The following is a 26,198-nucleotide window of genomic DNA, read 5'->3' on the forward strand; positions in this document are numbered from 1 at the left end:
CCGATGTCCCCTGCGTGCGGTCGCGGCCGGAGGGAGGGTGGAGGAGACCCGTACCGCAGGACCGTGAAGGAGCGAGCATGCCGACGTACCTCACCCCAGGTGTTTACGTGGAGGAGGTGCAGTCCGGTGCTCGCCCGATCGAGGGTGTGGGCACCGCGGTCGCCGCGTTCGTGGGCTTCGCCGAGGACGGGCCGTTCCACGAGCCGACCCTGGTGACGAGCTGGGACCAGTACACCCGGCTGTTCGGCGGCTTCGTGCAGGGCGCCTACCTGCCGCACTCCGTCTACGGCTACTTCGCCAACGGCGGCGGCTCCGCCTACGTCGTCCGCATCGGCGGCTCCGCCGAGGACTCCTCCGCCCCGGCCGGCGACGGCGGGAGCGCGCGGCGCGAGCAGGCGGCGCTCGCCGTCGAGGTGGGCGGCTTCCAGATCGCGGCCCGGCCCGGCGTGAGCGGCGTCTCCATCGAGATCGCCGACCCCGAGGGCGAGAACCCGCCGGAGGACCGCTTCCGTGTCCTGGTCCGCCAGGGCGAGCAGGTCGCCGAGACCTACGACGCCTCGACCCGCCGCAACGTCAAGGGCTACCTGCCCAACCAGGCGCGCGGCTCGAAGCTGATCGAGGTGACCGAGCAGCGCGGCGGGAACGCGACCCGTCCGGCCGCGCAGACGATCTCCGTGCCGGACGCCCCGGCCGCGCCCGCGCCCGCCGCCTCCGGCCAGGTGGCCCGGCTGAACTCGGCCGAGTACGTGGGCGACGCGGACGCGCGCACCGGCTTCGCCGGTCTGGAGAGCGTGGACGAGATCACGATGGTCGCCGTCCCGGACCTGATGAGCGCCTACCAGCGCGGCGACATCGACGCCGAGGGCCTGCGCACGGTGCAGCTCGCCGTCATCTCGCACTGCGAGCAGATGGGCGACCGGGTCGCCGTCCTGGACGCCCCGCCCGGCCTGACCGCGCAGGGTGTCCGCAACTGGCGCAACGACGAGGCGGGTTACGACTCCCGCTACGCCACGCTGTACTACCCCTGGGTGCGGGTGCTGGACCCGGGCGCCGGGCGCAACATCACCGTCCCGCCCAGCGGGCACGTCGCCGGTCTGTGGGCGCGCAGCGACGCCGAGCGCGGGGTGCACAAAGCACCCGCGAACGAGGTGATCCGGGGCGCGGTCGACCTGGAGCGCCGGCTGAGCAAGGGCGAGCAGGACCTGCTGAACCCGATCGGCGTCAACTGCATCCGCACCTTCCCGGGCCGGGGTGTGCGGGTGTGGGGCGCGCGCACGCTCTCCTCCGACCCGGCGTGGCGCTACCTGAACGTGCGCCGGCTGTTCAACTACCTGGAGGAGTCGATCCTGCTCGGCACCCAGTGGGTGGTGTTCGAGCCGAACGACGACCGGCTGTGGTCGAGCATCCGGCGCAACGTCAGCGCCTTCCTCACCGAGGAGTGGCGCCGGGGCGCCCTGTTCGGGCGGACGGCGGCCGAGGCGTTCTACGTCAAGTGCGACCGGGACAACAACCCGCAGGAGTCCATCGACCAGGGACGTGTGGTCTGCGAGATCGGTGTCTCGCCGGTCAAGCCGGCCGAGTTCGTGGTGTTCCGGCTGGCGCAGTTCTCCGACAGCACCAGCCTCGTCGACGAGTGACCCGACTCGCTCCGGCACTTACCCCACCCAGAAAGGTGACACACAGTCATGGCTGAGGGCGATGCTCTTTCCACCCATATCTTCGGCGTCCAGCTCGGCGGCTACCTGGTCGAATCCATCCAGGAGATCAGCGGCCTGACCGTCGAGGAGGAGGTGGTCGAGGTCCGGCAGGTCAGCTCCGAGGGCAAGCAGATCATCCGCAAGCAGCCGGGCGCCCGCCAGGCCGGCGAGATCACGATCACCCGGGGACTCGACCAGAGCAGCGAGTTCACCCAGTGGATCAAGGAGACGCTGAACAACGGCGCGGTGGACACGGCGCGGCAGAACCTCACCATCGAGATCAAGGACTCCACCGGTGAGACCGTGCGGCGCATCCAGCTCATGCAGGGCTGGGCGTCCAAGTGGGAGGGCCCGTCCCTCAAGGCGGGCGAGTCGTCGGCCGCGACCGAGTCCGTGACCATCGTGTTCGAGGAGATCATCGTCGAATGAGGCGCCGTACGGTGACCGCGGGCAACCTGGACGAGATCCTCCAGGCGACGGCGCCCGCCAAGGGCGAGGCGGAGGCGGTGTCCAAGCCGTTCGCGCCCACGCCTCCCCCGCGCCAGGAGCCCGCGCTGCGCACGGAGTTCGAGTTCGAGCTGCCGCGCGGGTACGTGGACGAGGCGGGGACCGTGCACCGGCACGGGGCGATGCGGCTGGCCACGGCCCGCGACGAGCTGCGCCCGCAGATCGACCTGCGGGTCAAGGAGAACCCCGCCTACCTCAGTGTCGTGCTGCTCAGCCAGGTGATCACCCGGATCGGCACGGTCACCGACGTGCACGCGGGGGTCGTGGAGCGGATGTACGCGACCGACGTCGCGTTCCTCCAGGACTTCTACCGGCGCGTCAACAGCGAGGGCCACACGCGTGCGGCGGTCACCTGCCCGCACTGCGAGGGCGGATTTGAGGTCGACCTCTCCGGTGGGCGCCTGGGGGAATCGTGACGTACGCGCTCCCCCGGCTACGGGAGGAGATCGCGTACGTCGCCTACCACTTCCACTGGAGCCGCGAGGAGATCCTCGATCTCACCCACGGCGAGCGCCGGGAGTGGGTCTCCGAGATCGCCCGCATCAACACCCGCGTGAACGAAGGCGGTTGAACCCATGGGATGGCGAGACAGGCTACGTCGCCCCCGGCTGCCCGCCGCTGAAGGCGCGGGTCCGGCTTCCGTGCCCACCGAGGGGACGGAAGCCGGCTCCGGTGTGCCCGAGGGGTGGGACGGCGGCTGGCGTGCGGCTTCCGCCCCCGAACTGACGCTGGCCCGAGCGCCGTTGGCGGTCAGTGACGGTCTGGCCTTCCGCTCGGGGCTGGCCGCCTGGCGGGACCCTTCGTTCGACACGGGGCTCGCGCACGGCGTGCTGCCCTCGGCACCGGCCGGTCTGGTGCGCGGGGTCGCGCGGACGTCCTCGGGGTCCGGAGCGACCTTCGGCGGGGGCGGACCACTTCTGTTGCGGGCGGTCCGGCGGGAGGAACCGGAGGAGGCCGCGCCCGAGGCGGGCGAGCGGCTGGAGCGGGTCGTGTCCGGCCGCCCCCGGCAGGAGCCGGCCGCGGGGTCCGGTTCGGCGTCCCGGAAGGGTGCCGGGGGCGGGCGCGCCGGTGCGTCTACGGTGCGGCGGGGCCGGGACGCGTCGGAGGTCCCAGCGCCTGTCGAGGGGCAGCGGGGGCTCACGTCCACGGCATCTCCGGCCGTGCTGGGCGCGGGTGCGTCGGAGGCTCAGGTGCAGCGGGCGGCGACGACGCCGACCGCCGCCGCGCGGGCGTCGCTCCCTGTGGTGCGGCGCGTCGCGGTGGTGGACCCTCGTACGGGCGGGGCGGGCGGACCGGCAAGTGCAGTGCACTCAGGCGCTGTTACCGGTCCCACGAAGGCTTCGACATCACCCGGCACTGACTCCGAGCGAACCTCCTCCACCGCGTCCGTCCGTCCGTTTCCCACCGGCCGCTCACTGATCGTCGCCCGGCGGCCCGGCGGTCCCGTGCGCCGGGTGGCGCCTGTACCGACCGCCGCTTCCGAGTCGGCCGAGCCGCAGCAGCGGGCCCCTCAGGCGGAGCAGTCGTCGGAACAGGCCACGGTCCAGCGGCGCGAGGGAAGCCGTCCGCCGCTGGGTGAGCCCATGTCCCAACTCCCCTCGACGGCCGTGCCGATGAAGCGGCAGGCTGTCGAGGGAAGCGTTGCCGGGCCCGCTCTTCCCGTGGTCCAGAGCCGGGCGGAAGCGACGCCCGGTGATCGGCACGCCCCGTCCACCGAGCCTTCGCGGCGCCGGACAGCTCCCCCGGCCCCCCGTCCCCGGACCGGGCTGGGAGCACCCCTGTCGGAGCTTCCGCCCACGGCCGACGTACCCGGAAGCAGGCAGCGGCCCGGCCGGAACCCGGTGCGGCGGTCCACCGCCCCGACACCTCAACAGGCATCTCACAAACCCCTGTTGGGTGACCGGAACCCCGACGCCTCCAGCGAGCCGACGCCCGCCGCCCCGACCACCCCCGCATCACCGCCCGATGCTCTGGTGCAGCGCCGTACGACCACGGACGCCACGCCGACCGCAGCCCCGGCGCCCCTGACCCTGGCCCGACCCAGCACCCCCGCGCACGAGAACCCCGGCTCCACCGGTCCGGACACCCCCGCGCGCCGCACACCGTCACCGGCGTCACGCCCCGAGGACACGCGTCGTACGGCACAACGCGCCCCGGCCGCTCCCCGTACGCCCGACCGCCCGACCCTCGGTGCCCCGGAGCGCCAGACCTCCGTCTCTCCGGCCACGGCCTCCAGCGACCGGAGTCCCGCACGTCCGGCCACGGCCCCCGACCGGCCCGCCCCCGGCGTCGGCCAAGGCGCGGTGCCCTTGACCACGGCACGTCCCGGCACGCCGGCCCCTAAGGCGTCCGGCAGCGACCGGGGCTCCGTACCGCCGACTTCGGCCCGCCCGAGCACGTCCGGCACCACAGGTGCCACAGGTGCCATAGGCGCCACCGGCCAGGGCTCGGTCCCCCTGACCCCCGCCCGTCCGGTCACGCCCACGGTCCAGACGTCCCGCACCGCCCAGAACCCGGCACGCCCCAGCACGCCCGGCCCCACGGCGGCCCCGGCACGCCCGGACACCCAACCCCGCCAGGCGCCCGGCACCCTCCGGCCCCCCGCGAGCCCCCGCACACCCGGCACCGCCCCGGCCTCGGCACGCCCCGCCCCCGCCACCACCCCCCTGGTCATGGCCCGGGCCGTCACCCTCACCGGTCGCCCCGCGCCCACAGCCGCCGAGCCGTCCCCCACGCTGAACCTCCTCCCCGCCCGCCCGCTCACCCTCAGCACCGAGTCGGCATCCCCGACAGCCGCGCCCACGCGACGCGGGCCCGCCGGACGTCCGGTCGTGGCCGCTCGCTGGGCACGCGAGACGGCGGGAGCGCACACGCCCGCGCCCGTCCAGCGCGCCACCCAGCCCCCGGTCACCCCCTCCCCCGCACGTACCGCGCGCCCCGCTCCCCTGGCTTCAGCCCCCAGCGCCCCCGCGCCACGCCCTCTCCCGGTCACCGCGCCCCAACCGCCCGCCGTGCAGCCCTTCCTGGCGAACGCCCCCGCCCGCGAGGCCACCCCGTCGACCCCTGTTCCCCTGGTCCGGCCCGCGCGCATCCAGCGGGACACCGGCACCGCCCCCGCCGCGCCGCACCCCGTGTCCCCGGCGGTCCACCCCCAGATCCAGCGGGACAAGGGCGGCACCACCACCCCGCCCGCCCAGGGCTCCGCCGCCCCCCAGAACGTGAAGCAGCGGACCGACAGCACCAGCCGGGCCAAGCCCCCGGCCCCCGAGTCCGCCCCCGACCTCGACGACCTGGCCCGCCGCCTGCTGGACCCCGTCTCCCGTCTCCTGCGCGCCGAACTGCGCCGGGGCCGGGACCGTACGGGCCGACCCTTCGACGGCCGTCGCTGACGCCCGCCCCGCCACGCCAGACCCGCTCCACGCCCGACCCTCCACCACCACCGCACGCACCACGGACGGAACCCGAGCAGCATGACGGACAACATCTTCGCCACGAGCGTGTTCTTCCGGCTCAACATCGGCGGCAACGACCTCGGCGCCTTCCACACCTGCTCCGGGATGGGCGCCCAGGTCGAGATGGAGACGTACGCGGAGGGCGGCAACAACGCCTTCACGTGGCAGTTGCCGGGCCGGGTCACCTGGTCGAACATCACGCTGACCCGGCCCGTCACGGCCGACACGGCGAAGATCGGCCGCTGGCTGGACGAGACGCTGCGCCGGGTGGAGCCCAAGGACGGCGAGATCGTGGCGCTGCGGCCCGACCTGAGCCGGATCATCGGCTGGCAGGTGTACGGGATCGTGCCGGTGCGCTGGCAGGGCCCGTCGTTCGACCCGGCCAGTTCGCAGGCGGCGGTGGAGACGCTGGAGATCGCGCACGAGGGTCTGGTCCCGTCCTGACCCCCTGCCCTCGCGGTCCCCGTCGAAGCCTCGTCCCCCAGGAAGGAAAGCCCCATGTCCCCATCGGTCCGCGCCAGCCGGGCCAGGGCTCAGCTCACGCTCAAGGAGCCGCCGGCCTCCGTCGGCGCCCGGCCCGGCGGCACGCTCGCGCGGCTCGACCTCCAGTTCAACCCGTCGACGCTGGAGCTGAGCAAGTCCACCGAGTGGCGGCGCACCCCGGCGCGCATGGCGGGCGAGTCGGCGCTGCCGGAGTTCGTCGGCAGTGGTCCTCGGGTGCTGAGCCTGGAGGTGTTCCTGGACGCGACGGCCACGCACGACAACTCCGTGGAGCAGGCCGTGGAGAAGCTGATGAAGGCGTGCGTGCCCACGCAGGCGAGCCTCGGCCGGAAGAAGCCGGCGAGCCCGTGGGTCCGGTTCGAGTGGGGCACGGCGCGCACGACGTCGTTCGACGGGGTGCTGTCCAGCCTGTCGGTGTCGTACACACTGTTCGACGTGGACGGGAAGCCGCTGCGGGCCACCTGCTCGCTGTCCATCGAGGAGGCGAGCGTCGACCCGCCGGGGCAGAACCCCACCTCGGGCGCTCGGACGGCGCGCAGCACGCACACGCTGGTGGCGGGCGACAGCCTGGCGATGCTCGCCTGGCGGGAGTACGGGGACGCCACGGCCTGGCGGGCCATCGCCGAGGCGAACGGCATAGACGACCCGATGGCGCTGGAGCCCGGGACCGAACTGGTGGTGCCCGGACTGCGGGACGCCGGGTACGAGGAGGAGTCGTGACGGCCGCCGAGTCGGGGGACGTGCGGTCGTTCGCGGCCGATCCGGTGGTCGAGGCGCCGGGAGAGCTGCCGCCGACCTGGGCGACGCAGCTCGTGAGCTGTGTGGTGGAGGAGAGCGTGGGGCTGCCGGACACGGCGGTGCTCACCTACCGTGATCCGCAGCACGAGTTCCTCGCCGCGACCGGTGTCACGATCGGCACGCCGCTGCGCGTGTCGGTGGTGACCGTGAAGGGGCAGGCGCGGGAGCCGTTGTTCAGCGGCGAGGTCACGGCGCTGGAGCTGGACCGGGACGGCACCGGTACGTTCACCGTCCTGCGGGCCTACTCCAAGGCGCACCGGCTGCAGCGGGGCCGCAAGGTCGTGGCGTACCGGAACATGACGGTCGCGGCGATCGTGCGCAAGGTCGCCGCCTCGGCGGGGCTGGCCTGCGGCAAGGTGGAGGCCCCTGCGGTGACGCACGAGCAGCTCTCGCAGGCGAACGTCTCCGACTGGGAGTTCCTCCAGTACCTGGCGGCCGAGTGCGGGGCGCACGTACGGGTGGACGCCAAGGGTGTCCTGCAGTTCACCCGCCCGGTGAAGGCGTCCGGTGCCCCCGCACCGTCGACGCCCGCGACGCGCAGCCCGCTGGTGCTGGAGTACGGGCGGAACCTGCTGGCGCTGCGGGCGTCGCTGTCGATGGCCGACGCGGCGCAGAAGGTGCAGGTGCGCGGCTGGGACGTGACCACGAAGCGGGCGGTGGTGGCCGAGCAGGCGTCGGTGACCAGCGGCACGGTCGTGCCCGGTCTGGGCCCGGCGTCGGTGAACCGGTTCGGGAAGAAGACCCAGGTGACGGTGGCCGACACCCCCTACCGGACGCAGGCGGAGGCGGCGGCGGTGGCGCGGGCGACGGCCGAGCAGGTCAGCGCCTCCTACGGTGACCTGGAGGCGCTGACCACCGGCAATCCGGCACTGCACGCGGGCAAGGCGGTGGCGCTGGGCAATGTGGGTCCGGCGTTCTCGGGGCGGTACACGGCGACCGCGGTGCAGCACGTGCTGGAGCCGCACGGCGGGTACCGGACGACCCTGTGGGTCAGCCCCCGCCAGGACCCCTCGCTGACCGGGCTGGCCGGTGCCGGGGCGGGCTCGCGCGGTCCGCGCATCCCGGGTCTGGCGATCGGTGTCGTCACCGACGTGCGTGAGCCGGGCGGCGCCGAACAGGGCGCGGTCCGGCTCAAGTTCCCCTGGCTGGACGACACCTACGTCTCGGACTGGGTGCGCACGGTGCAGTGGGGCGGCAAGGGCGGCGGCGGTGTGGTCAGCCCCGAGGTGAACGACGAGGTGCTGGTCGGGTTCGAGCAGGGGCTGCTCGACAGTCCGTACGTCCTGGGCGGGCTCTACAACGGGGTGGACAAGCCCTCGAAGCACGACGTGCCGTTGGTCGACAGGACCAGCGGCAAGGTCAACCGGCGTTCCTTCGTGTCGCGTTCGGGGCACCGGCTGGAGCTGCTGGACGCTCCCCGGCCCGGCCCCTCGGGGCTGCGCCTGGTCACGGCGGACAAGCGTCTGGAGGTGCGGATGGACGACCGCGAGGACCGTATCGAGATCACCGTCTACCGGTCGCCGGGGCAGGCGGGGACGTCCGTGGTCATGGACAAGCAGGACATCACGCTGAGCGCGCCTCAGGGCCAGGTGATGCTGAAGGGACGCCGGGTGGTGCTGGAGGGCCAGTCGCGGGTGTCCGTGTCCGGGCGGGCCGTGGCGGTCTCCGGGCGTTCGTCGGTCGAGGTGGACGGCGGTCTGCTGGGTGTCCTGAAGGCCAAGCTCATCAGGATCAACTGAGCCCGCCCGCATGCCTGTTGTTGTCGAATACCGAGGAGTGCACGATGCCGGCCGCAGCCCGTACCGGTGATCCGACCAGCCATGGCGGCCGGATCACCACTCCGCCGCCCGCGGCCGCCGCGCGGGTGGCGACCGTGCTCATCGGCGGCCGCCCGGCCGCCGTCGTGGGCAGCCTGCACGTGTGCGTGGTCCCGCCGCACGCGGCCACCGGACCGCTGAACGTGATCGTGCCCGATCCGATGGCCCTGGCCGGCGAGGGCGTGCTGATCGGCGGCCTGCCCGCCGCGCGGATGGGCGACAAGACCGCGTGCCAGGCGCAGATCGTGATGGGTGAGTTGAGCGTGGAGATAGGTGGCGTGCTGTGAGCGAGCGGTTCATCGGCCGTGGCTGGGCGTTCCCGCTGCGCGTCGGCCCCACGGGCGGTATCGCCATGGTGGAGCGGGCGCGGGAGATCGAGGAGGCGATCCGGCTCGTCCTCGGCACGGCGCCCGGCGAGCGGCCGATGCGGCCGGAGTTCGGCTGCGGCATCCACGACTACGTCTTCGCGCCGGGCGACGGCGACACGGCGGGGCGGGTCGCGCAGCAGGTGCGGGAGGCGCTGGAGCGGTGGGAGCCGCGGATCTCCGTGGACGACGTCGTGGTGGCCTTCGACGCGGTGGACGCCGGGACGCTCTACATCGACGTGCACTACACGGTGCGCTCCACCAACGACCGGCGCAATCTGGTGTTTCCGTTCTACACGATCCCCTCCGAGGAGGGTGTCGAGGAAGTGGTCGGCGACTGATGGTCCTGCCCTCCCCCAATCTGGACGACCGGCGCTTCCAGCAGCTCGTCGACGAGGCGAAACGGTATGTGCAGCAGCGTGCTCCCGAGTGGACCGACCACAACGTGTCGGACCCCGGCGTCACGCTGATCGAGACGTTCGCCTACCTGGTGGACCAGTTGCTGTACCGGCTGAACCGGGTGCCGGAGAAGAACTACCTCGCGTTCCTGGACCTGCTGGGCATCCGGCTGTTCCCGCCCTCGGCGGCGGCCGCCGATGTCGACTTCTGGCTCTCCGCGCCGCAGCCGGAGACGGTCACGCTGAGCGCGGGCACGGAGGTGACGACGGCGGCGGGCGAGGACGAGGACGCCGTCGTCTTCGCCACGACCGATGAACTGCGCATCGTGCCGAGCGAGTTGGTCCGGCTGGTGACGGCTCCGCGCGGCGGTGAGCAGACCGACCGGACGAACGCGCTGGCCGAGGGCCACGACGTGCCCTGTTTCCAGCCGGTGCCCGAGCCGGGGGACGCGCTGCTGTTCGGGCTGCCGGCGGCGGTGCCGCGCTGTGTGGTCGCGGTCCGGCTGGACAGCCGGGTCGAGGGCGTCGGCGTCGACCCGCGCCAGCCCCCGCTGGCCTGGGAGGCGTGGGACGGGACCCGCTGGCTGCGGTGCGAGACCGGCGAGGACACCACGGGCGGTCTGAACCGGCCCGGCGAGGTCACGGTGTACATGCCCGCCTCGCACACGGCGTCCGTGATCGGCGGGACGCGGGCGGGCTGGCTGCGCTGCCGGGTCGTCCCGGCCGAACCCGGCCAGCCCTTCTACTCCGAGTCGCCGACCGTGCGGGAGGCCGCCGTGTTCACGGTGGGCGGCACCATGACGGTGGAGCACGCGGAGACGGTCGCGGACGTGCCGCTCGGCGTCTCGGAGGGGGTCGCGGGGCAGACGTTCCGCCTGGACCGGCCGCCGGTGCTGCTCGACGGGGAACCGCCGGTGGTGGAGGTGTCCTCGGCCGACGGCTGGCAGCGCTGGCAGATCGTCGAGCACTTCGGCCGCTCGGGGCCGGAGGACCGGCACGTGCGGGTCGACGCCACCTCGGGCGAGTTCGGCTTCCCGCCCGCGCTGCGCGAGGCCGACGGCACCCTGCGCGTGTGCGGCGCGGTGCCGCCCAAGGGCGCCCAGGTGCGGGTGGCCCGCTACCGCACGGGCGGCGGACCGGCGGGCAACGTGGCGCGCGGCGCGATCAACGTGCTGCGCAGTTCGGTGCCGTACGTCGCCCGCGTCGGCAACCGTGAGGCGGCCCGCGGCGGCGTCGCGGGCGAGACGGTGGCCAACGCCCGGCTGCGCGCCCCGCAGGCGCTGCGCATGCAGGAGCGGGCGGTCACGGCCGAGGACCACGAGATCATCGCGCGGCAGGCGGCGCCCTCGGTGCGCCGGGTGCGCTGTCTGCCCGCCGCCGGGGAGCCGGGCGCGGTACGGGTGCTGGTGGTCCCGGACGCGGTGCCCGACGACGACGGCCGGGTCCGCTTCGAGCAGCTCATCCCGTCCGACCAGGTGCTCGCCGCGATCACCGGGGCGCTGGACGAGCGGCGCCTGATCGGCACCCGCCTCGTCGTGGAACCGCCGGTCTACCAGGGCGTCACCGTGGTGGCCCGGCTCACCGCGCCCGCCGCCGTCGCGGACCGGGTGCGCGCGACGGCCCTGGCCGCGCTCCACGACCACCTGGACCCGCTGCACGGCGGCCCCGACGGCACCGGCTGGCCGTTCGGGCGGCCGGTGCAGTACGGGGAGGTGTTCGGCGTCCTCCAGCGTGCCGTGGGCGACGTGCTGGTGGAGGACATCCGGCTGTTCCCCGCCGACCCGGTGACCGGGCGGCGCGGCGCACCGGTCGACCGGGTCGACATCGGCGCGGGCGCGCTGGTCTTCCCGTACCAGCACCAGGTGGTCGTCACGGCCGCGGAGCCGGAGGCCCGCGCATGAGCCGCGCCGCGATCCCCGGCCTGCCCAGCCGCCATCCGATCGGCGGCCAACTGCCCGCGCTGTACGCCGAGGACGACTTCGCCCAGCGGTTCACCGCGGGCCTCGACACGGTCCTGGCCCCGGTGTTCAGCACCCTGGACAACCTGCCCGCCTACCTCGACCCGAGGGTGGCCCCGGCCGACTTCGTGGCCTGGCTCGCCTCCTGGGTGGGCGGGGTCGACGATCCGCGCTGGCCGGCCGAACTGCGCCGCGAGGCCGCGGTCCGGGCGATGGAGCTGCACCGCCGGCGCGGCACCGCGCGCGGCCTGCTGGAAGCGCTGGACCTGATCCTCGGGGTGCGCGCCGAGGTCGTCGGTGACGGTTCGGCGCTGTGGTCCCGCACCCCCGGCAGCGAGCTGCCGCCCGCGCCGGACGCGGAGATCGTCGTACGGGTGTGGCCCGGCAGGGCGGCGACGGTCGAGGAGTCGCGCGTCCACGAACTGGTCCGGGCGCTGTGCCCGGTGCACACGCGGTGCCGGGTGGAGATCCTCCCGGCCGCACCCGCCGACTCCGGCGAAGGGGAGTGACGTCATGCGCGAGTGTCCCGCCTGCGGGGCTTCGAACGAGGCGACGGACGACTTCTGCTGGAACTGCGGGAGTTACCTCGGCTGGTCGGAGGAGACGGCGCGAGGACGGGGGCGGGGCAGTGAGCCCGCGGCGCAGCCGTCCGCGCCCTCGGCCTCGACTTCGGCTTCAGCTTCGGCTTCGGCTTCGGCTTCGGCTTCGGCTTCGGTCGGGGAACCGGCTGCCCCGGCGGAACCGGACGCGGCCCGCGAGCCGGAGCAGGCCCCCGGGCCGGAGCCGGCGGCCGGGGAAGCGAAGCCGGCGGCTGGGAAAGCGGACCCGCCCGCCGGGACGCCCGCCCCGGCGCCCGCCGAACCCGCCCCGGAACCGCCCCGCGCGCCCGCCCCGCCCCCCGAGCCGCCGGCTCGCCCGGCGGCACCGCAGCCGGTCAAGCCGGCCAAGGCGGTCGCGCCCCGGCCGGTGGTCCGCCCGGTCGCGGCGGAGGAGGACACCTCGGGTGTGCCGTGTCCCGTCTGCCGTACGCCGAACCCGGCGTACCGGCGTTTCTGCCGCCGGTGCGCCGCGCCGCTGACGGCCGCCGCGGCGCCGCAGCGGCTGCCGTGGTGGCGCACGGTGTGGCCGCTGCGGCGCCTGCGCGGCGGGTCCGGCCGGCTGGTGCGACTGCTGGTCGTCCTCGCGGTGATCCTGGCTCTGGGGGTGGCGGGGTTCCTGCTGCTCCCGGCCGGACGGCATCTGGTGGAGGACACGCGGGACAAGCTGGGCAAGCCGAGGGCGGTGAGCCCGTCCCGGGTCGTCGCGACGGCCGAACTGCCGGGCCACGGGGCCCGGCTCACCACGGACGGGCTCAGCAACCGCTACTGGGCGATCCCGGGGAAGGGCGCGTCGGTGACGTACACCTTCGCCAAGCCCTTCCGCTTCGTGGATGTGATCGTCACCAACGGCGCGTCCAGGAAGGCCGAGGACTACGGCACCCAGGCCCGCGCCCTCCACCTGGACATGGAGGTCACCTCGGAGGACGGCCGGGTGCGGCACAAGGAGCTCGACCTGAGCGACAAGCCGGGCGAGCAGCCCTTCGCCGTCGGCATGAGCGGCGTCACCACGGTCCGGCTGACGCTCAGCGCCCCGGTCGGCCTGTCCGGCGGACGGCACGTCGCGCTGGCGGAGGTGGAGTTCTTCCAGCGGACGTGACGTCCCCGGGGCCGGGCCGTTCGTGGCACCGGTGTGGGGTCACCGGACGATGCGGACCAGCTTGTGGTTGGCGAACTCCTCCATGCCGAAGCGGCCCAGTTCCCGGCCGAAGCCGGACCGCTTGACCCCGCCGAAGGGCAGCTCGGCCGCGGTGCCCGCCGGGCCGCCGACGAACACCATGCCGGTGGCGAGGCGCTGGGCCACCCGGTCGGCCTGCTCCGGGTCGTCGGTCTGCACCGAGGCGCTCAGCCCGTAGGGCGAGTTGTTGGCGAAGTCGACCGCCTCGTCCTCGGAGCCGACCCGGAACAGCAGCGCGACCGGACCGAACAGCTCCTCCTTGTAGGCGCGCATGTCGGGCGTGATGCCCGCGAGCACGGTCGGTTCGTACCAGGCGCCCGGCCGGTCCATGCGGCGCCCGCCGGCCAGGACGGTGGCCCCCTTGTCGACGGCGTCCCGCACCTGCTCGTCCAGGGTCTCCAAGGCCCTCTCCGAGGAGAGCGGGCCCATGAAGGTGCCGGGGTCGGTGGGGTCACCGGGGACGATCTCCCGGACCGCCTCGGTGTACCGCCCGGCGAAGTCGTCGTAGTGCTCGTCCAGCGCGATGATCCGCTTGGCGGAGTTGCACGCCTGCCCGGCGTTGAACATGCGGCCCTGGAGGGTGTTCCGCACGACACGGGCCATGTCCGAGACGCCGAGGATCAGATAGGGGTCGGAGCCGCCCAGCTCCAGCACGACCTTCTTCAGGTTCCGGCCCGCGATCTCGGCCACGGCGGCGCCCGCGCGCTCGGAGCCGGTGAGGGAGACGCCCTGGACGCGGTCGTCGGCGATCACGTCCTCGATCTGCTCGTTGGAGGCGAAGATGTTGACGTACGCGCCCCTGGGCAGACCGGCGTCGTGGAAGACGCGCTCCATCTCCAGCGCGGACTCCGGGCACTGCGGGGCGTGCTTGAGCAGCACGGCGTTGCCGAGCATCAGGTTCGGCGCGGCGAACCGGGCGACCTGGTAGTAGGGGAAGTTCCACGGCATGATCCCGAGCAGGGTGCCGACGGCCTCCTTGCGGACGACGGCCCGGCCGCCGGAGGCGACGTCCAGTTCCTCCTCCTTCAGGAACTCCTCGCCGTGGTCGGCGTAGTACCGGTAGATCGAGACGACGATGTCGATCTCACCGAGCGCCTGGCCGACCGGCTTGCCCATCTCCTGGGTGATGACCGCGGCGAGCCGGTCCCGGCGCTCCTCGTAGAGATCGGCCACCCGGTGCAGCACGGCCGCGCGCTCCTCGGGCGGCCGCGCCGCCCACTCCCGCTGCCCCTCATCGGCGAGCGCGAGCGCCTCGCGCAGTTCCGCGTCGGTCGCGGTGGGGTACTCCCGCACGGTCTCGCCGGTGGCGGGGTTGACGATCCGGTACTGCTGCATGGGGGTCCTCTCGATCTCCGGTCCTGGAACCGCGGTCGGTGGTGGCGTGCGGAGGCCGCGCACCAGGTGTGTGCCGCTCCTACCCGCCACTCCCTCCACCAGGCTGTCCGAGATCCGCCGGACGCGCTCGCCGGGGAGCGCCACACGCAGGTCCGTCCCCGTCGCTCGGGAGGCATGTGCGCGGATACGACGACCGACGGTGCGTTCCGGCCGCGCCGGGCAGGGGGTGTGCCGAGCCGCGCTGCTGGAGGTACGTCTCGGCTCGGAAGCAGGTGACTGCGGTCGGGAATCCCTCGCCGTTGTCCGATCTGTTTGATATGACTGTCCATCAGCGGATCTCCAGCGCTCGGAGCGGAGTCGGAAGACTCGTCCTCGTGCGTGCTGGGAGTGAAGGCGGGGGTGGGGCGCGCCGCGCGCACAGCTAGGGGGATCGTGACTTCCGTTTCGTCGTTCAGGCAATGGTTGCGGGACAACCCCGAACTGGTGCTCCTGCTGTTCCGCCACGTCGAGAAGACACACGGCCCCGCCGCGCTGCAGTACGACGGCGGCCCCGCCGTCTCGAAGCTGCGCAGGCCCGCCGGGGCACGGATGTGGGTGACCCGGGCGCCCGAACAACTGGTCCTCAGCCTCTGCGCGTGCGGGTTCAGGCTCGCCGACTCCCGGATACGCGAGACGGGACACACGGCACGGCTGCCGGACGCCGATCTTCAGCAGCTCACGCAGATGCTGACGGAGCTGCCGCCCGACCTCGCCCGACTCGTGCTCCAGGGACTCTCCCTCTTCGAGGACCTGCCCGCGGGCCGGCTGGTGCGCGATCACGCCGAGCAGCTCCAGCGGGCCGCCGGGAGTGCCGCCGCCCCTCTCGCACAACCCGACTACGAGCGCCTCTCCTGCGAGGACCGGGTGCCGAGGGAGTCCGGCGGCGCGGCGCGAACAGGCACAGACACAGACACAGGGCAGACGACTCGACCGGAAGCAAGGGGAAGCCGGACCGTGGACGCCGAGGAGATCGCGCAGGAGACGGCGCGGTTGAAGGAAGCCGCAGGACGACTGGCCGACGGGCTGGACGCCTTCGCCGCAGGCGTGAGGGCCGGACGGCTGGCCGGCGATCGGGAGTTGTCGCGCGCGACCGCCCGGTGGGTCCGGGAGCGCGGCGCGCTGGCCGGCATCCTCCGGGATGCGGGTGCCGAGGAGGTCTGGGCCGACGACCAGGACTGGGCCGCGGCCGAGTCACTCGTCGAGCGGGTCCGCGAGAAGGAGCACCTGCGGAAGGCGACCGAGCGGGAGATCTCGGAGACCGAGCAGGCGCTCGACGAGGCCCGCTCCGTCTACCGGTCCTCCGCGAGCGAGATGCTCCGGGGCCATCTGCGCGAGAAGATCACGGAGTACGAGCAGCGCCTTTGTCAGCTGCTCGGAGACGCCGACGCGGAGGACCCCGCACCGCCACCGGTCAGCCAGGTCAGCGACACCGGCTCGGAGCCGGAATCGTCCGGAGAGCTGAGCACTCCGTCGCCGGACGACGACGCGGACAGCGGTACGGACGACGTCCCGGTCACGGACGAGGAGGAGGCCGCTGGGCTCGGCACCATCCCCGAGCCCGGCGGCGAAGCGGGCCCCGCCCCGGAGGAGACGTACACCGAGGACTCTCCGCCCGCGTCCCCCGCGGACCCGGGGCCGCGGCCGGACACCCCGGAGGCGGACGGGAGTGAGGAGTCCGGGGACGGCGTTTCCTGGGGTGAAGGCGACGCGCCCACCCTCGCCGTCCAGGACGGGACGGCGCACAGGGACGCCGCTGCGGGCGCGGTGAAGCAGGAGGCCCCCGCGACTGCCCTGGACCACGTCCCCGCCCCACGCTGCCCGGACCCGAAGCCCACGGCCGACGTGTGGTCCGGCGAGTCCGCCCCCGTGGCGGAGCTGGTCGAGGAGGGGAGGCTGGCCGAGGCCTACTGGCTGAGCCGCGCCGCCGGGGCGAACGTCCACCGCCTGGTCGCCATGGCGTTCGCGGACGCCGCCTTCCACACGTCGCCGGGGCTGGCCTCGGGTCTGCAGGTCGAGGCCGAGGAACGCATCGAGGCGGTCGTCGGAGAGGGGCCGTGGGAGGACGACCGCGATGCCCATCTGGTGCTGCTGACCGCGGCCATCCGCAGCGGCCTGTCGGCGCGATGGGCCGGCAGCGTGCTGACCGACTTCACGTCGCTGCCGGGGCTGTCCGGACCATGGGCGGCACTGCTGGAAGAACTGGTGCACGCGGTGCGCCAGTCCGTAGAGATCCAGCCCGGCGCCCAGGACGCACCCGCCGTGGCGTCCGCCGCCGACAGCCGGGAGGAGATCGGTGAGCGGGCCCGCCAGCTCGCCCTCGACCTGCCGCAGCGCACCATTAAGTACCAGCGGGCCACCATCGTGCTGCAGGCCCTCGCCGCGCCCGACGGTGTGCTGGGAAGCACGCTGGAGACCATTCAGGGCTGGGCCGAGGGGCGCGTCGAGGCCGAAGAGCTCGTCAAGGAGATGGAGGAGCGTTACAAGCGCTCCGACGCCGCCGACCGGATCATCGACACCACGGACCGCGCGAAGCGGACGCCCAAGCAGGCGAAGCACTCGATCCACTCGGCGGCACGCGACCAGCTCCGGGGGCATGTGAAGAACGTCCAGGACCTGCTCACCGCTGCCCTGCACATCGCTGCCTCGTCCCGCCCGTCCGGCAGCCGCGATGTCGGCCGGGACCTGGTGAGGGCGATCACGGCCGCACGGCAGGCCGAGCCGGTGCCCGGGGTGGGTGGCACACTCCTCGCACTGCTGCTGCGGTGGCTCGACGGCTCGTACTCCCCCGAGCCGCGCGACACCGGGTTCCGCCCTCCGGCCGACGGCCTGCTCCACCTGCCCGGCCTGTCCTGGCGGGTCGACGAGGGCCGGGACGAGCCCGACCTCGAGAGGCCGGACGCGCTGGAGGCCATGCTCGGCCTGCTGGGTCCCGCCGACATCTCCCTGGCTCTCCGGCATCACCAGGGCGAGGGCGACCTGCACCTGGCGGCCCGGCTGCTGGACAGACTGGAGCAGGGACGGATCGCCGGGGCCACGCCCCAGCCGGCACAGCTCTTGGACTGGCGTGAGGGACTCTCGGACGCGGCCGCCGACTGGCGGCGCAAGTGCGCCGAAGAACACCGACGCGCCCAACTCGCCCTGGCCCAGATGCGGGTGCAGAACCTGTTGAAGCCCGAGGACGAGCACGACTTCACGGTGCGTCTCCTCGACCTGGAGGCGGACCACGGGGAGCGTCACGGGGAGAAGTTCCGCGCCACCGCGGAGATCGGGCGTCGCCTGCACGCGCTGGAGGAGAAGCAGACCGCTCAGCTCTACCGCGAACTCGACGCCGCACGCCTGAGCCAGGCGGAGGAGCAGCGCATCCGCGCGCTGCTGGACCGTGGTGAGACGGTCGCCGCGGAGGAGCTCCTGTCCTTCGCCCGAGGTGGCGACGCGCTGCCGGAGCCCACGGAGCCCGTGGGTCAGGAACTGTCGCGCTTCCTGGCGGGCGTCTCCCACCGCGACGTCCCGCCACCCACCCGGCACGGTGTCAGCGCCCGCTGGTGGGCGCAGCACTACGCGGGGGACGACTCACTGGTGCAGAACGCGGTCGCCGGGCTCGATTCCTGGGAGAACCTGATCCGCGAGCGCGACGCGCGCAAGATCCGTGGTCAGGCCAGAAGCGTGCTGCGTCTGCTCGGCCTGAGCGTGACCGAGTCCAACGTCGAGGAGGCCCGGCACGGTGTCACCCGGCTGAGCGTGCGGGCCGACATCACCGAGAGCACGCCGGGCTACGTCGCCGCCCTGGGGTCTCAGGCCCGCCGGACGTACAAGGTCGTCGTCATCGCCGACGAGCTCCGGGGTGAGGGTCCGCTGCGGCACCTCCCCGACTCGGCCATCGGCGCCAACGTGATCCTCTACCTCCAGCCTCTCGGGATCGAGGGGCGTCGCAAACTGGCGCTCGCCTCACGCGACCGTGGGCAGCAGGCGCTGGTGGTGGACCCGGCCGTCGTCGGCTGGGTCGCGGCCCGCGCCCCCCGCTCGTTCCGCGCCGTGCAGCGGGTCACGCTGCCGTGGACCGGGTACACCCCGTACACCCCGCACGTCGCCGGTCTCGTGCCGCCGGAGGTCTTCAAGGGCCGGGCCGAGGAGATGCGCGAGATCCTGAAGCCCGATGGTTCCATCTTCCTCTTCGGAGGACGTCAGCTCGGAAAGTCGTCGTTGCTGCGGCAGGCCGTCGAGGTGTTCCAGAAGGCGGACCCCGACAGCAACATCGCCGTCTACCTCGACCTCCTCAAGGCGGACATCGGGCACGCCGAACCCCCGGACGGCATCTGGCGGGCGCTGCTCGCGGAGTTGAAGCGTCGCGACGTCATCTCTTCGAGCACCTCCGACAGCAGTCCTGTCGACGCCATCGCCGACAAGATCAGGCAGTGGATCGAGGCGCAGCCCGGCCGGCGCATCCTGCTGCTCGCCGACGAGGCGGACGCCTTCCTCACGGCGGACGCCCAGGCGGTCTACACGGGTGGCGGCCAGTCGACGTTCCGTACCGTCAAGCGGCTGCAACGGCTGATGGAGACGACCGGCCGGTCCTTCAAGGTCGTCTTCGCCGGTCTGCACCAGGTCCAGCGCTTCAACCACCTGACCAACGTCGTCACCGCGCACGGAGGCCCTGGCGTTCTGGTCGGACCGCTCAAGCCACAGGCCGCCGTCGCGCTCGTGGAGGAACCCCTGGCCGCGGTCGGTCTCGTCTTCGAGCGGCCCGACCTGGTCTGGCACATCCTGGGTGTCACCAACTACCAGGCCAACCTGGTGCAGATCTTCTGCGATCACCTCGTCGTCTACATGCAGCAGCGGGCCATGCCCGCCGACGGCCGCCGCGCGCCGATCACCTGGGACGACGTACAGGCCGTCGCCAACCTGGAGCGGGTACGCGAACTCATCGCGGAGCGGCTGCGCTACACCATCAACCTCGAGGACCGCTACCGCGTCCTCACCCTGCTGATCGCACTGCGGGCTCTCGAGCACGGCTACGCGCACGCGATCCGCCCCGGAGAGCTGCTGGAGGAGGCCCATGCGATCTGGCAGGAGGGCTTCCCCCTCAACAGCGAGCGTCAACTGACCATCTTCCTGGATGAGATGGTCGGGCTGGGTCTGCTCATCAAGCTCCCCGCCGAGGAGCGGGCCTATGCGATGCGCAGCCCCAACGTGGTGAACATGCTGGGCACGCGCAATGAGCTGGAGAGCGAACTCAACGACACCGATTTCGATCTTCCCTACGACTACAACCCTCGCTCGGCCCGCCGCTCGGTCGGCGTCATGCGCGGCATCCAGCGGATGAGCCCGCTGACCGAGGGGCAGTTCGACGAGATGCTCGCCCACCCCACCCGCACGAGCATCGTGCCGTGCACCCGGGCACTCGGCGACCACCTCGTCGAGAGCGGCCTGCGGCTGTACGGCGAGGGGTACGGTTTCGACGTCGTCACCGTGGACCGGGCCGAAGACCTCGTCGACGCGATCACGGCCAACTCACGGCGTCGGCGGGGTTCCAGGCTCCTCTTCGTCGATCTGCGCGGCCGAGCGGGTTCCGAGGTGAAGGAGGCCGCGCAGCGCCTGGTCGAGCACACCTCGGTCTCGGCGATCGACGCCGAGAGCACGCCCGGCGCGGCTCGGCGGTACGCGGTCGTCCTGTGCTCCCCGGACGCGGCGGCTCAGGCCGAGACGGCCAAGGCCGGCCTCGTGGTGCCGCAGCGGTGGACCGAGGACAGCGTCCGTGCCTGGCCCGAGTCGCCGTTCGGGCTGCCGCAGGAACGCCGCAGTCTCATCGCCGCCACCGGTGGCTGGCCCGCTCTGGTCGAGCTCGCGATGCACAACGTGCGTTCCGGCATGCGGCAGAAGGAAGTGCTCCAGAGTCTGTACGAGCGGTTCGACGCCGTCGACGCGGCCACGGCACACCTGAACGCGGCCGGCCTCGTGGCATCGGACATCTCCCCCGTCGCGGCCTGGGCGCAGTTCTACAGCACGGAGGAGTACCTCGCCGGGAACGCGGCCCTCACCCCTGGGGACCTGGCCGCCGCGTTCTTCGAGGAGAGTGACGAGCACGAGGCCCTGCGCTCGGCGGAGGGCCTGCTGGAGCGGCTGGACCGGCTGGCAGTCCTCGATCAGGGGGGCAAAGGCGTCCGGCTCGACGCTGTCACCTTCCGTGCCCTGAAGACGATCGGACCGGATCGGTGAGCGCTGCCGGCCCCTGGGTGCGGGGCAGCGCGCCCGGGGGCGCGGAGTCCACGTACGGCGATGACCCCGGTGCGCAGGTCCCCAAGGCGCGCCTGCCGGTCGCGGACAGCGTGGATGCCGCCCCGCAGATCGACAACGAGGGCCTCGCCGGGCTCCCCGGCCCGCGTCGGCACCTCGATCTGCTGGAGGCGGACCTGCGGTCCGGGCGGAGCTGCGTCTGGTACTTTCCCGATCCCTTCGTGGAATCCGGACGCGCCGACTTCTTCGTCGACGAACTGGCCCACCGCGTCGACGGGGTGGTCTCGGTTCCCGGGGTGGTGTCCCCGTCCGACCGGGGCACACTCCCGTCACCCGGGGCACGGACGCCGTTACCGGGTCCGGTCGCGTCGCCCGACACCACGACGCCGCCGGATGCGGCGGATCTCCAGGACGACCCGTACGGTGACCTGCTGAGCAGCCTCGTCGTCACGACCGGCACGGAGCTGCCCAGCGTGTCCCCCTCGGCACCCGTGTCGGCCTCGACGCTGCGGGACCGGCTGGCCAAGGAACTGGGCGTGAGCGGCGATCCCGTCGCGGCGCTGGCGGACCAGGCCGCCGCCGGTCTGGCTCCCCACACCATCGTCGTCCGCTGCTGGAACGAAACCTCACCGGAAGAGGCGGCCCGGGTTCTCCGAGTGGCTCTGGCCACCTTTCACGAAGCCGGTCTGGCGGACCGCGCCCAGCCGCGGTTCCTCATCGCGGCACGAGCGGGCGACCTGCCACGCCAGGCGCTGGGCGACCGCAGCCGGTCGTCCGTGCACTGGTGGTGGAAGGTGTGGACCCGCCTGGACACCGAGGTCCTCATGGCCTGGCAGCCCCGCGCCCGGACCGACGACCCGGCGGGCGCCCTTCTCCAGCGCGTCACGGATGCCGTCGTCGCCGAGGTCTGCGGCCCCGACATCGACCGCGCTCTGGCCCTGCGCGAAGCGTGGAGCGGCGGAGACCTGAAGAGTCTGCGCACGGCGCTCGCAGGACTGCTGCCCGACGAACCGCACCCGGAGGCGGAGTACGATCCGAGCCCGCGCATGTCGGTCGCCCACGCCTGGGCCCCGGACGCCGAGATCCACGATGCGTGGGCCGGGGGCTCCGTCGAGAGCTGGGACGGGCGCATCAGGTCGGTGAACGGCCGTAATCTGCTGGATTCCCGGTCGCACGAACTGCAGGTTCTCGTCTGTCACGCCCAGAACCGGGTCCTGCTCCCCCTCATCGAGGAGGCGCGCACGGCCCTGATCCTCCTGGTGCCCGAACTCCTGCGCAAGGGCAGGCACAGCCTCCAGGACTTCTGTGTCAGAGCCCGCTCGCAGTACAAGAACAAGAACGGCCGGACAGCGGTGCCGCCGGATCTCCACGAACTGGAGATCGGCGGCCTCTCGGCCGCCGCGTTCATGCTGAACCTGACCAGTGCCCAGATTCTGCGCCTGCGCTCGCTGCACACCGCGCGCAACATCCTCTCCCACCGCAGCCCCCTCGAACACGCGGACCTGGTGACTCTGGTCAGAGTGCTGACCACGGACTGGACCACGAAGTGACGCTCTCCGTGCCGGGACACCGGTCGGGCAAGTCTCCGCTCATCCGGTCGTGCCTAGCCCGATCCGGGGTACACGGCCCCGCATGGCAGCGATGACCGATCACTCCAAGTCCCTGCGGGCCGTCCGGCAGTTGCGTCGGGTGCGTGGTTTCTACGCGAGCGGCGTGCTCCTCTGGCTGACCGCGGCTGTCTGGACGGGATGGATGCGTCCCGGCAGCCCTCAGATGTGGGTCTCCGTACTCCTCCTCGCCCTCTTCGCCGGGCTGCTGGTCACGGCGTCGCTGTGGCTCTCGCGTCTGCGCGGCCCGGGTGCGGGTGTTCCGGCCCACCATGCGGCGGCGGGACGGAAGATCACCGCCGGGCACGCCTGACCCCCTGCGAGCGGCTCGGCTGGAGATTGGAAAAGTTTTTGCCTCTGGCGCGAACACCGCGCCGATGACCAGCTCACCCGCCCCGCGCAGGTTCTCGCTTCGGCAAAATGCGGCCGGAACCGGTGCCGGGCGGGTGTCGTGCGCGTTACGGGGGCGTTGACCGGCGCGGGCACCGGGCGGAGGCTCGTCATATAGGTGCTCGGTACAACTGGTTCGGCGGCCCGGCCCGGCCCGAGCGGGAAACCGCAGGCCAGGCGGCGTGCCGGGGGCAGGAGGCAGCGCATGTGCGGTATCACCGGCTGGGTGTCCTTCGACCGCGATCTCGGTGCCGAGGACGCCGTACTGGATGCGATGACGGAGACGATGGCCTGCCGGGGTCCGGACGACCGGGGCACATGGGCCGAGGGGCCCGCCGCGCTGGGGCACCGCCGGCTCGCCGTCATCGACCTGCCCGGCGGACGCCAGCCGATGTCCGTCGGCACCCCGCAGGGGAACGTCGCCCTCGTCTACTCGGGAGAGGCGTACAACTTCACCGAGCTGCGCCGTGAACTCGCCGACCGGGGGCACCGGTTCACCACCGACTCCGACACCGAGGTCGTCCTGCGCGGCTATCTGGAGTGGGGCGACACGGTGGCCGAGCGGCTGAACGGCATGTACGCGTTCGCCGTGTGGGACGGCCGCCACGACAGGCTGGTGATGATCCGCGACCGCATGGGCATCAAGCCGTTCTTTTTCTTCCCGACCTCCGACGGTGTCCTCTTCGGCTCCGAGCCCAAGGCGATCCTCGCCCATCCGCTGGCCCGCCCCCGCGTCGCGCTGGACGGTCTGCGAGAGCTGTTCACCCTGGTCAAGACCCCCGGGCACGCCGTGTGGGACGGGATGCGCGAGGTCGAACCGGGCACCGTCGTCACCGTCGACCGCTCCGGCCCGCGCACCCGGACGTACTGGCGGCTGGAGACCCGGCCGCACACCGACGACCGGGAGACGACGATCGCCACCGTCCGGTCGCTGCTGGACGACATCGTGCGCCGTCAGCTCGTCGCCGACGTGCCGCGCTGCACCCTGCTCTCCGGCGGTCTGGACTCCTCCGCCATGACCGCGCTGGCCGCCCGGCAGCTCGCGGAGCGGGGCGAGAAGGTACGCAGCTTCGCGGTCGACTTCGCCGGACAGGCGGACAACTTCGTCGCGGACGAACTGCGCGGCACGCCGGACACCCCCTTCGTCCACGACGTGGCCCGGCTCGCCGGGACCGAGCACCAGGACATCGTCCTGGACGTGCAGTCCCTGGCCGACCCCGCCGTGCGCGAGAGGGTGATCCGCGCCCGGGACCTGCCCGCCGGGTTCGGCGACATGGACGCCTCGCTCCTGCTGCTCTTCCGTGCCATCCGGGACCAGTCCACGGTCGCCCTGTCCGGTGAGTCCGCCGACGAGGTCTTCGGCGGGTACCTCCAGTTCTTCGACGAGGAGGCCCGGCACGCACAGACGTTCCCCTGGCTTGTGGCCTTCGGCCGCCACTTCGGTGACGACACCGGCGCGCTGCGGCCCGAGCTGGCCGAGTCCCTCGATCTGCCGGGCTACATCGCCGACGGCTGGCGCACGGCCGCCGCCGGTGTCGAACGGCTGAGCGGCGAGAGCGACTTCGAGTACCGCATGCGCCGGATGTCCCACCTCCACCTGACCCGGTTCGTACGGACGCTGCTCGACCGGAAGGACCGGATGAGCATGGCGGTCGGGCTGGAGGTGCGGGTGCCGTTCTGCGACCACCGGCTCGTGGAGTACGTCTACAACACGCCCTGGGCGCTGAAGTCGTTCGACGGGCGGGAGAAGAGTCTGCTGCGCGAGGCCACGGCCGATGTGCTGCCCGGGTCGGTGTACGAGCGGGTCAAGAGCCCGTACCCGTCCACGCAGGACCCCGGCTACGGGCGCGCCCTCCAGGAGCAGGTCAGGGACCTGCTCGCGCGGCCCTCCCACCGCGTCTTCGACCTCCTCGACCGGGAGAAGGTCCGCACGGCCGCGGCGGAGGGGACCCCGGCGGGTACCCAGGCGTCCCGGCGGGGACTGGAACGGACGCTGGACCTCGCCCTGTGGCTCGACCTCTACTCGCCCGAGGTGATCCTCGGCTGAGGCCGGTCACCACCAGGAGCGCCGCCGTGCCCACGGCGGCGCTCCTGTCTGTCCAGATCCCCTCGACTCCCTTCTCCCGCAAGCAAGTTGACCGAACTTCGCCTTTCCCGCGCCCCTCCACTTGACTGGTACAGACCAATGCGTTTGAGTGTGGCCCCACACCCCCCATCACGGCCGTCCCCCACGCCTTGGCCGGTGTCTCCCGTGCGCGCCGACGAAGCGCGCCCGCGTTGCGCCCTGAGCCGGAACAGCCGTGGAATCTCAAGGAGTTGATTCAGTGTCGAGACGGCACATCTCCGCCGCGCTGGCCGCGCTCACGCTCGCCGTGGCCCCCGTACTGCTTCCGGCGCCGGCCGCTTCGGCCGCCCCGGCGGCCTCCTGCTCCAGCTACCCGAACTGGGTGGCCGGCAAGTCGTACCGCGCCGGTGACATCGTCCGCTACACGGACGGCAAGGCGTACATCGCCGAGCACGACAACCCGGGCTACGACCCGATCATCAGCACCTGGTACTGGGACCCGTACTCCTGCGACGGCGGCGGCACCACGCCGGTCGGCAACTTCGTGGTCACCGAGGCCCAGTTCAACCAGATGTTCCCGAACCGGAACTCGTTCTACTCCTACAGCGGGCTGGTGAACGCGCTCGGCGCGTACCCCGGCTTCGCCAACACCGGCAGCGACTCGGTGAAGAAGCAGGAGGCCGCGGCCTTCCTCGCCAACGTGAACCACGAGACCGGCGGCCTGGTCTACGTGGTCGAGCAGAACACCGCGAACTACCCGACGTACTGCGACTGGGGCCAGCCGTACGGCTGCCCGGCCGGTCAGGCGGCGTACTACGGGCGCGGCCCGATCCAGCTCAGCTGGAACTTCAACTACAAGGCGGCCGGCGACGCGCTCGGCATCGACCTGCTGAACAACCCGTGGCTGGTGCAGAACGACAGCGCGGTCGCCTGGAAGACCGGCCTCTGGTACTGGAACACCCAGTCCGGACCCGGCTCCATGACGCCGCACAACGCCATGGTCAACCAGGCGGGCTTCGGGCAGACGATCCGCAGCATCAACGGCTCCCTGGAGTGCGACGGCCGCAACCCCGCCCAGGTGCAGAGCCGCGTCGACGCCTACCAGCGCTTCTCCCAGATCCTCGGCGTCTCCCCCGGCGGCAACCTCTACTGCTGACGAGGACCCCGCTCCCGGCGCGCCACGGCCACCCCGGCCGTGGCGCGCTCGTGCGTCGGCGGCCGGCTCCGCCGTCACACCGGGCCGCTCCGGCACCGCCGACGTGTGG

The 26,198-nt window shown here is 72.8% G+C and carries 19 protein-coding genes; 18 read left to right on the top strand and 1 reads right to left on the bottom strand.

Features of this window, described 5'->3' with window-relative positions:
* Window positions 1-77: 77 nt before the first annotated feature.
* The 13 genes from ABZ898_RS04730 (at window position 78) to ABZ898_RS04790 (ending at window position 13,188) form a co-directional block, all read left to right on the top strand.
* Complete coding sequence (locus tag ABZ898_RS04730; protein ID WP_361652756.1) at window positions 78-1,637, top strand: phage tail sheath family protein; 1,560 nt, start codon at window positions 78-80, stop codon at window positions 1,635-1,637.
* 48 nt (window positions 1,638-1,685) lie between these two features.
* Window positions 1,686-2,126 (top strand): phage tail protein, encoded by a 441-nt coding sequence (locus ABZ898_RS04735; protein WP_355198899.1) that lies wholly within the window; start codon window positions 1,686-1,688, stop codon window positions 2,124-2,126.
* Window positions 2,123-2,620 (top strand): hypothetical protein, encoded by a 498-nt coding sequence (locus ABZ898_RS04740; RefSeq protein WP_361652758.1) that lies wholly within the window; start codon window positions 2,123-2,125, stop codon window positions 2,618-2,620. Before ABZ898_RS04735 ends, ABZ898_RS04740 begins: the two co-directional genes overlap by 4 nt.
* On the top strand, window positions 2,617-2,775 hold the full coding sequence (locus ABZ898_RS04745) for a DUF6760 family protein (protein WP_361652760.1): 159 nt from the start codon (window positions 2,617-2,619) through the stop codon (window positions 2,773-2,775). The genes ABZ898_RS04740 and ABZ898_RS04745 overlap by 4 nt, the downstream gene beginning before the upstream one ends.
* A gap of 1,321 nt (window positions 2,776-4,096) precedes the next feature.
* Window positions 4,097-5,593: a hypothetical protein gene (locus ABZ898_RS04750; protein ID WP_361652762.1), complete on the top strand. Its 1,497-nt coding sequence runs from the start codon at window positions 4,097-4,099 to the stop codon at window positions 5,591-5,593.
* 81 nt (window positions 5,594-5,674) lie between these two features.
* Window positions 5,675-6,100 carry a phage tail protein gene (locus tag ABZ898_RS04755; protein WP_361652766.1) on the top strand — a complete coding sequence of 142 codons (426 nt, stop codon included), beginning with the start codon at window positions 5,675-5,677 and terminating at the stop codon, window positions 6,098-6,100.
* Window positions 6,101-6,154: 54 nt separating this feature from the next.
* Complete coding sequence (locus ABZ898_RS04760; protein WP_361652768.1) at window positions 6,155-6,877, top strand: LysM peptidoglycan-binding domain-containing protein; 723 nt, start codon at window positions 6,155-6,157, stop codon at window positions 6,875-6,877.
* Complete coding sequence (locus tag ABZ898_RS04765) at window positions 6,874-8,694, top strand: VgrG-related protein (RefSeq protein ID WP_361652770.1); 1,821 nt, start codon at window positions 6,874-6,876, stop codon at window positions 8,692-8,694. Before ABZ898_RS04760 ends, ABZ898_RS04765 begins: the two co-directional genes overlap by 4 nt.
* Before the next feature lie 44 nt (window positions 8,695-8,738).
* Window positions 8,739-9,059 carry a PAAR domain-containing protein gene (locus ABZ898_RS04770; protein ID WP_361652772.1) on the top strand — a complete coding sequence of 107 codons (321 nt, stop codon included), beginning with the start codon at window positions 8,739-8,741 and terminating at the stop codon, window positions 9,057-9,059.
* Entirely contained in the window at window positions 9,056-9,478 is a 423-nt protein-coding gene (locus ABZ898_RS04775; RefSeq protein ID WP_031181818.1) for a GPW/gp25 family protein, read from the top strand. Before ABZ898_RS04770 ends, ABZ898_RS04775 begins: the two co-directional genes overlap by 4 nt.
* A complete protein-coding gene (locus ABZ898_RS04780) occupies window positions 9,478-11,436 on the top strand; it encodes a putative baseplate assembly protein (RefSeq protein ID WP_361652774.1) in 1,959 nt (652 codons plus the stop codon). Before ABZ898_RS04775 ends, ABZ898_RS04780 begins: the two co-directional genes overlap by 1 nt.
* A complete protein-coding gene (locus ABZ898_RS04785; RefSeq protein WP_361652776.1) occupies window positions 11,433-12,002 on the top strand; it encodes a phage tail protein in 570 nt (189 codons plus the stop codon). Before ABZ898_RS04780 ends, ABZ898_RS04785 begins: the two co-directional genes overlap by 4 nt.
* Window positions 12,003-12,498: 496 nt before the next feature.
* Window positions 12,499-13,188, top strand: coding sequence for a zinc ribbon domain-containing protein (locus tag ABZ898_RS04790; protein ID WP_361652778.1), 690 nt, complete (start codon window positions 12,499-12,501; stop codon window positions 13,186-13,188).
* A gap of 39 nt (window positions 13,189-13,227) precedes the next feature.
* Here the strand turns inward: ABZ898_RS04790 and ABZ898_RS04795 are convergent, their stop codons facing one another.
* Window positions 13,228-14,601: an NAD-dependent succinate-semialdehyde dehydrogenase gene (locus tag ABZ898_RS04795; protein ID WP_361652780.1), complete on the bottom strand. Its 1,374-nt coding sequence runs from the start codon at window positions 14,599-14,601 to the stop codon at window positions 13,228-13,230.
* A gap of 432 nt (window positions 14,602-15,033) precedes the next feature.
* Between ABZ898_RS04795 and ABZ898_RS04800 the strand changes: the two genes are divergently transcribed.
* The 5 genes from ABZ898_RS04800 to ABZ898_RS04820 all read left to right on the top strand — a co-directional run bounded on the left by ABZ898_RS04800 (window position 15,034) and on the right by ABZ898_RS04820 (window position 26,089).
* On the top strand, window positions 15,034-20,853 hold the full coding sequence (locus tag ABZ898_RS04800) for a hypothetical protein (protein WP_361652782.1): 5,820 nt from the start codon (window positions 15,034-15,036) through the stop codon (window positions 20,851-20,853).
* Window positions 20,850-22,421 (top strand): hypothetical protein, encoded by a 1,572-nt coding sequence (locus ABZ898_RS04805; RefSeq protein ID WP_361652784.1) that lies wholly within the window; start codon window positions 20,850-20,852, stop codon window positions 22,419-22,421. Before ABZ898_RS04800 ends, ABZ898_RS04805 begins: the two co-directional genes overlap by 4 nt.
* Window positions 22,422-22,503: 82 nt before the next feature.
* Window positions 22,504-22,791, top strand: a complete 288-nt coding sequence (locus tag ABZ898_RS04810; protein WP_361652786.1) for a hypothetical protein — start codon at window positions 22,504-22,506, stop codon at window positions 22,789-22,791.
* 282 nt (window positions 22,792-23,073) lie between these two features.
* Window positions 23,074-24,915 (top strand): asparagine synthase (glutamine-hydrolyzing), encoded by a 1,842-nt coding sequence (gene asnB, locus ABZ898_RS04815; protein WP_361652788.1) that lies wholly within the window; start codon window positions 23,074-23,076, stop codon window positions 24,913-24,915.
* A gap of 277 nt (window positions 24,916-25,192) precedes the next feature.
* A complete protein-coding gene (locus tag ABZ898_RS04820; RefSeq protein WP_361652790.1) occupies window positions 25,193-26,089 on the top strand; it encodes a glycoside hydrolase family 19 protein in 897 nt (298 codons plus the stop codon).
* Window positions 26,090-26,198: the final 109 nt, after the last annotated feature.

The sequence above is a fragment of the Streptomyces sp. NPDC046860 genome, from assembly GCF_040645115.1.
GTDB lineage: Bacteria > Actinomycetota > Actinomycetes > Streptomycetales > Streptomycetaceae > Streptomyces.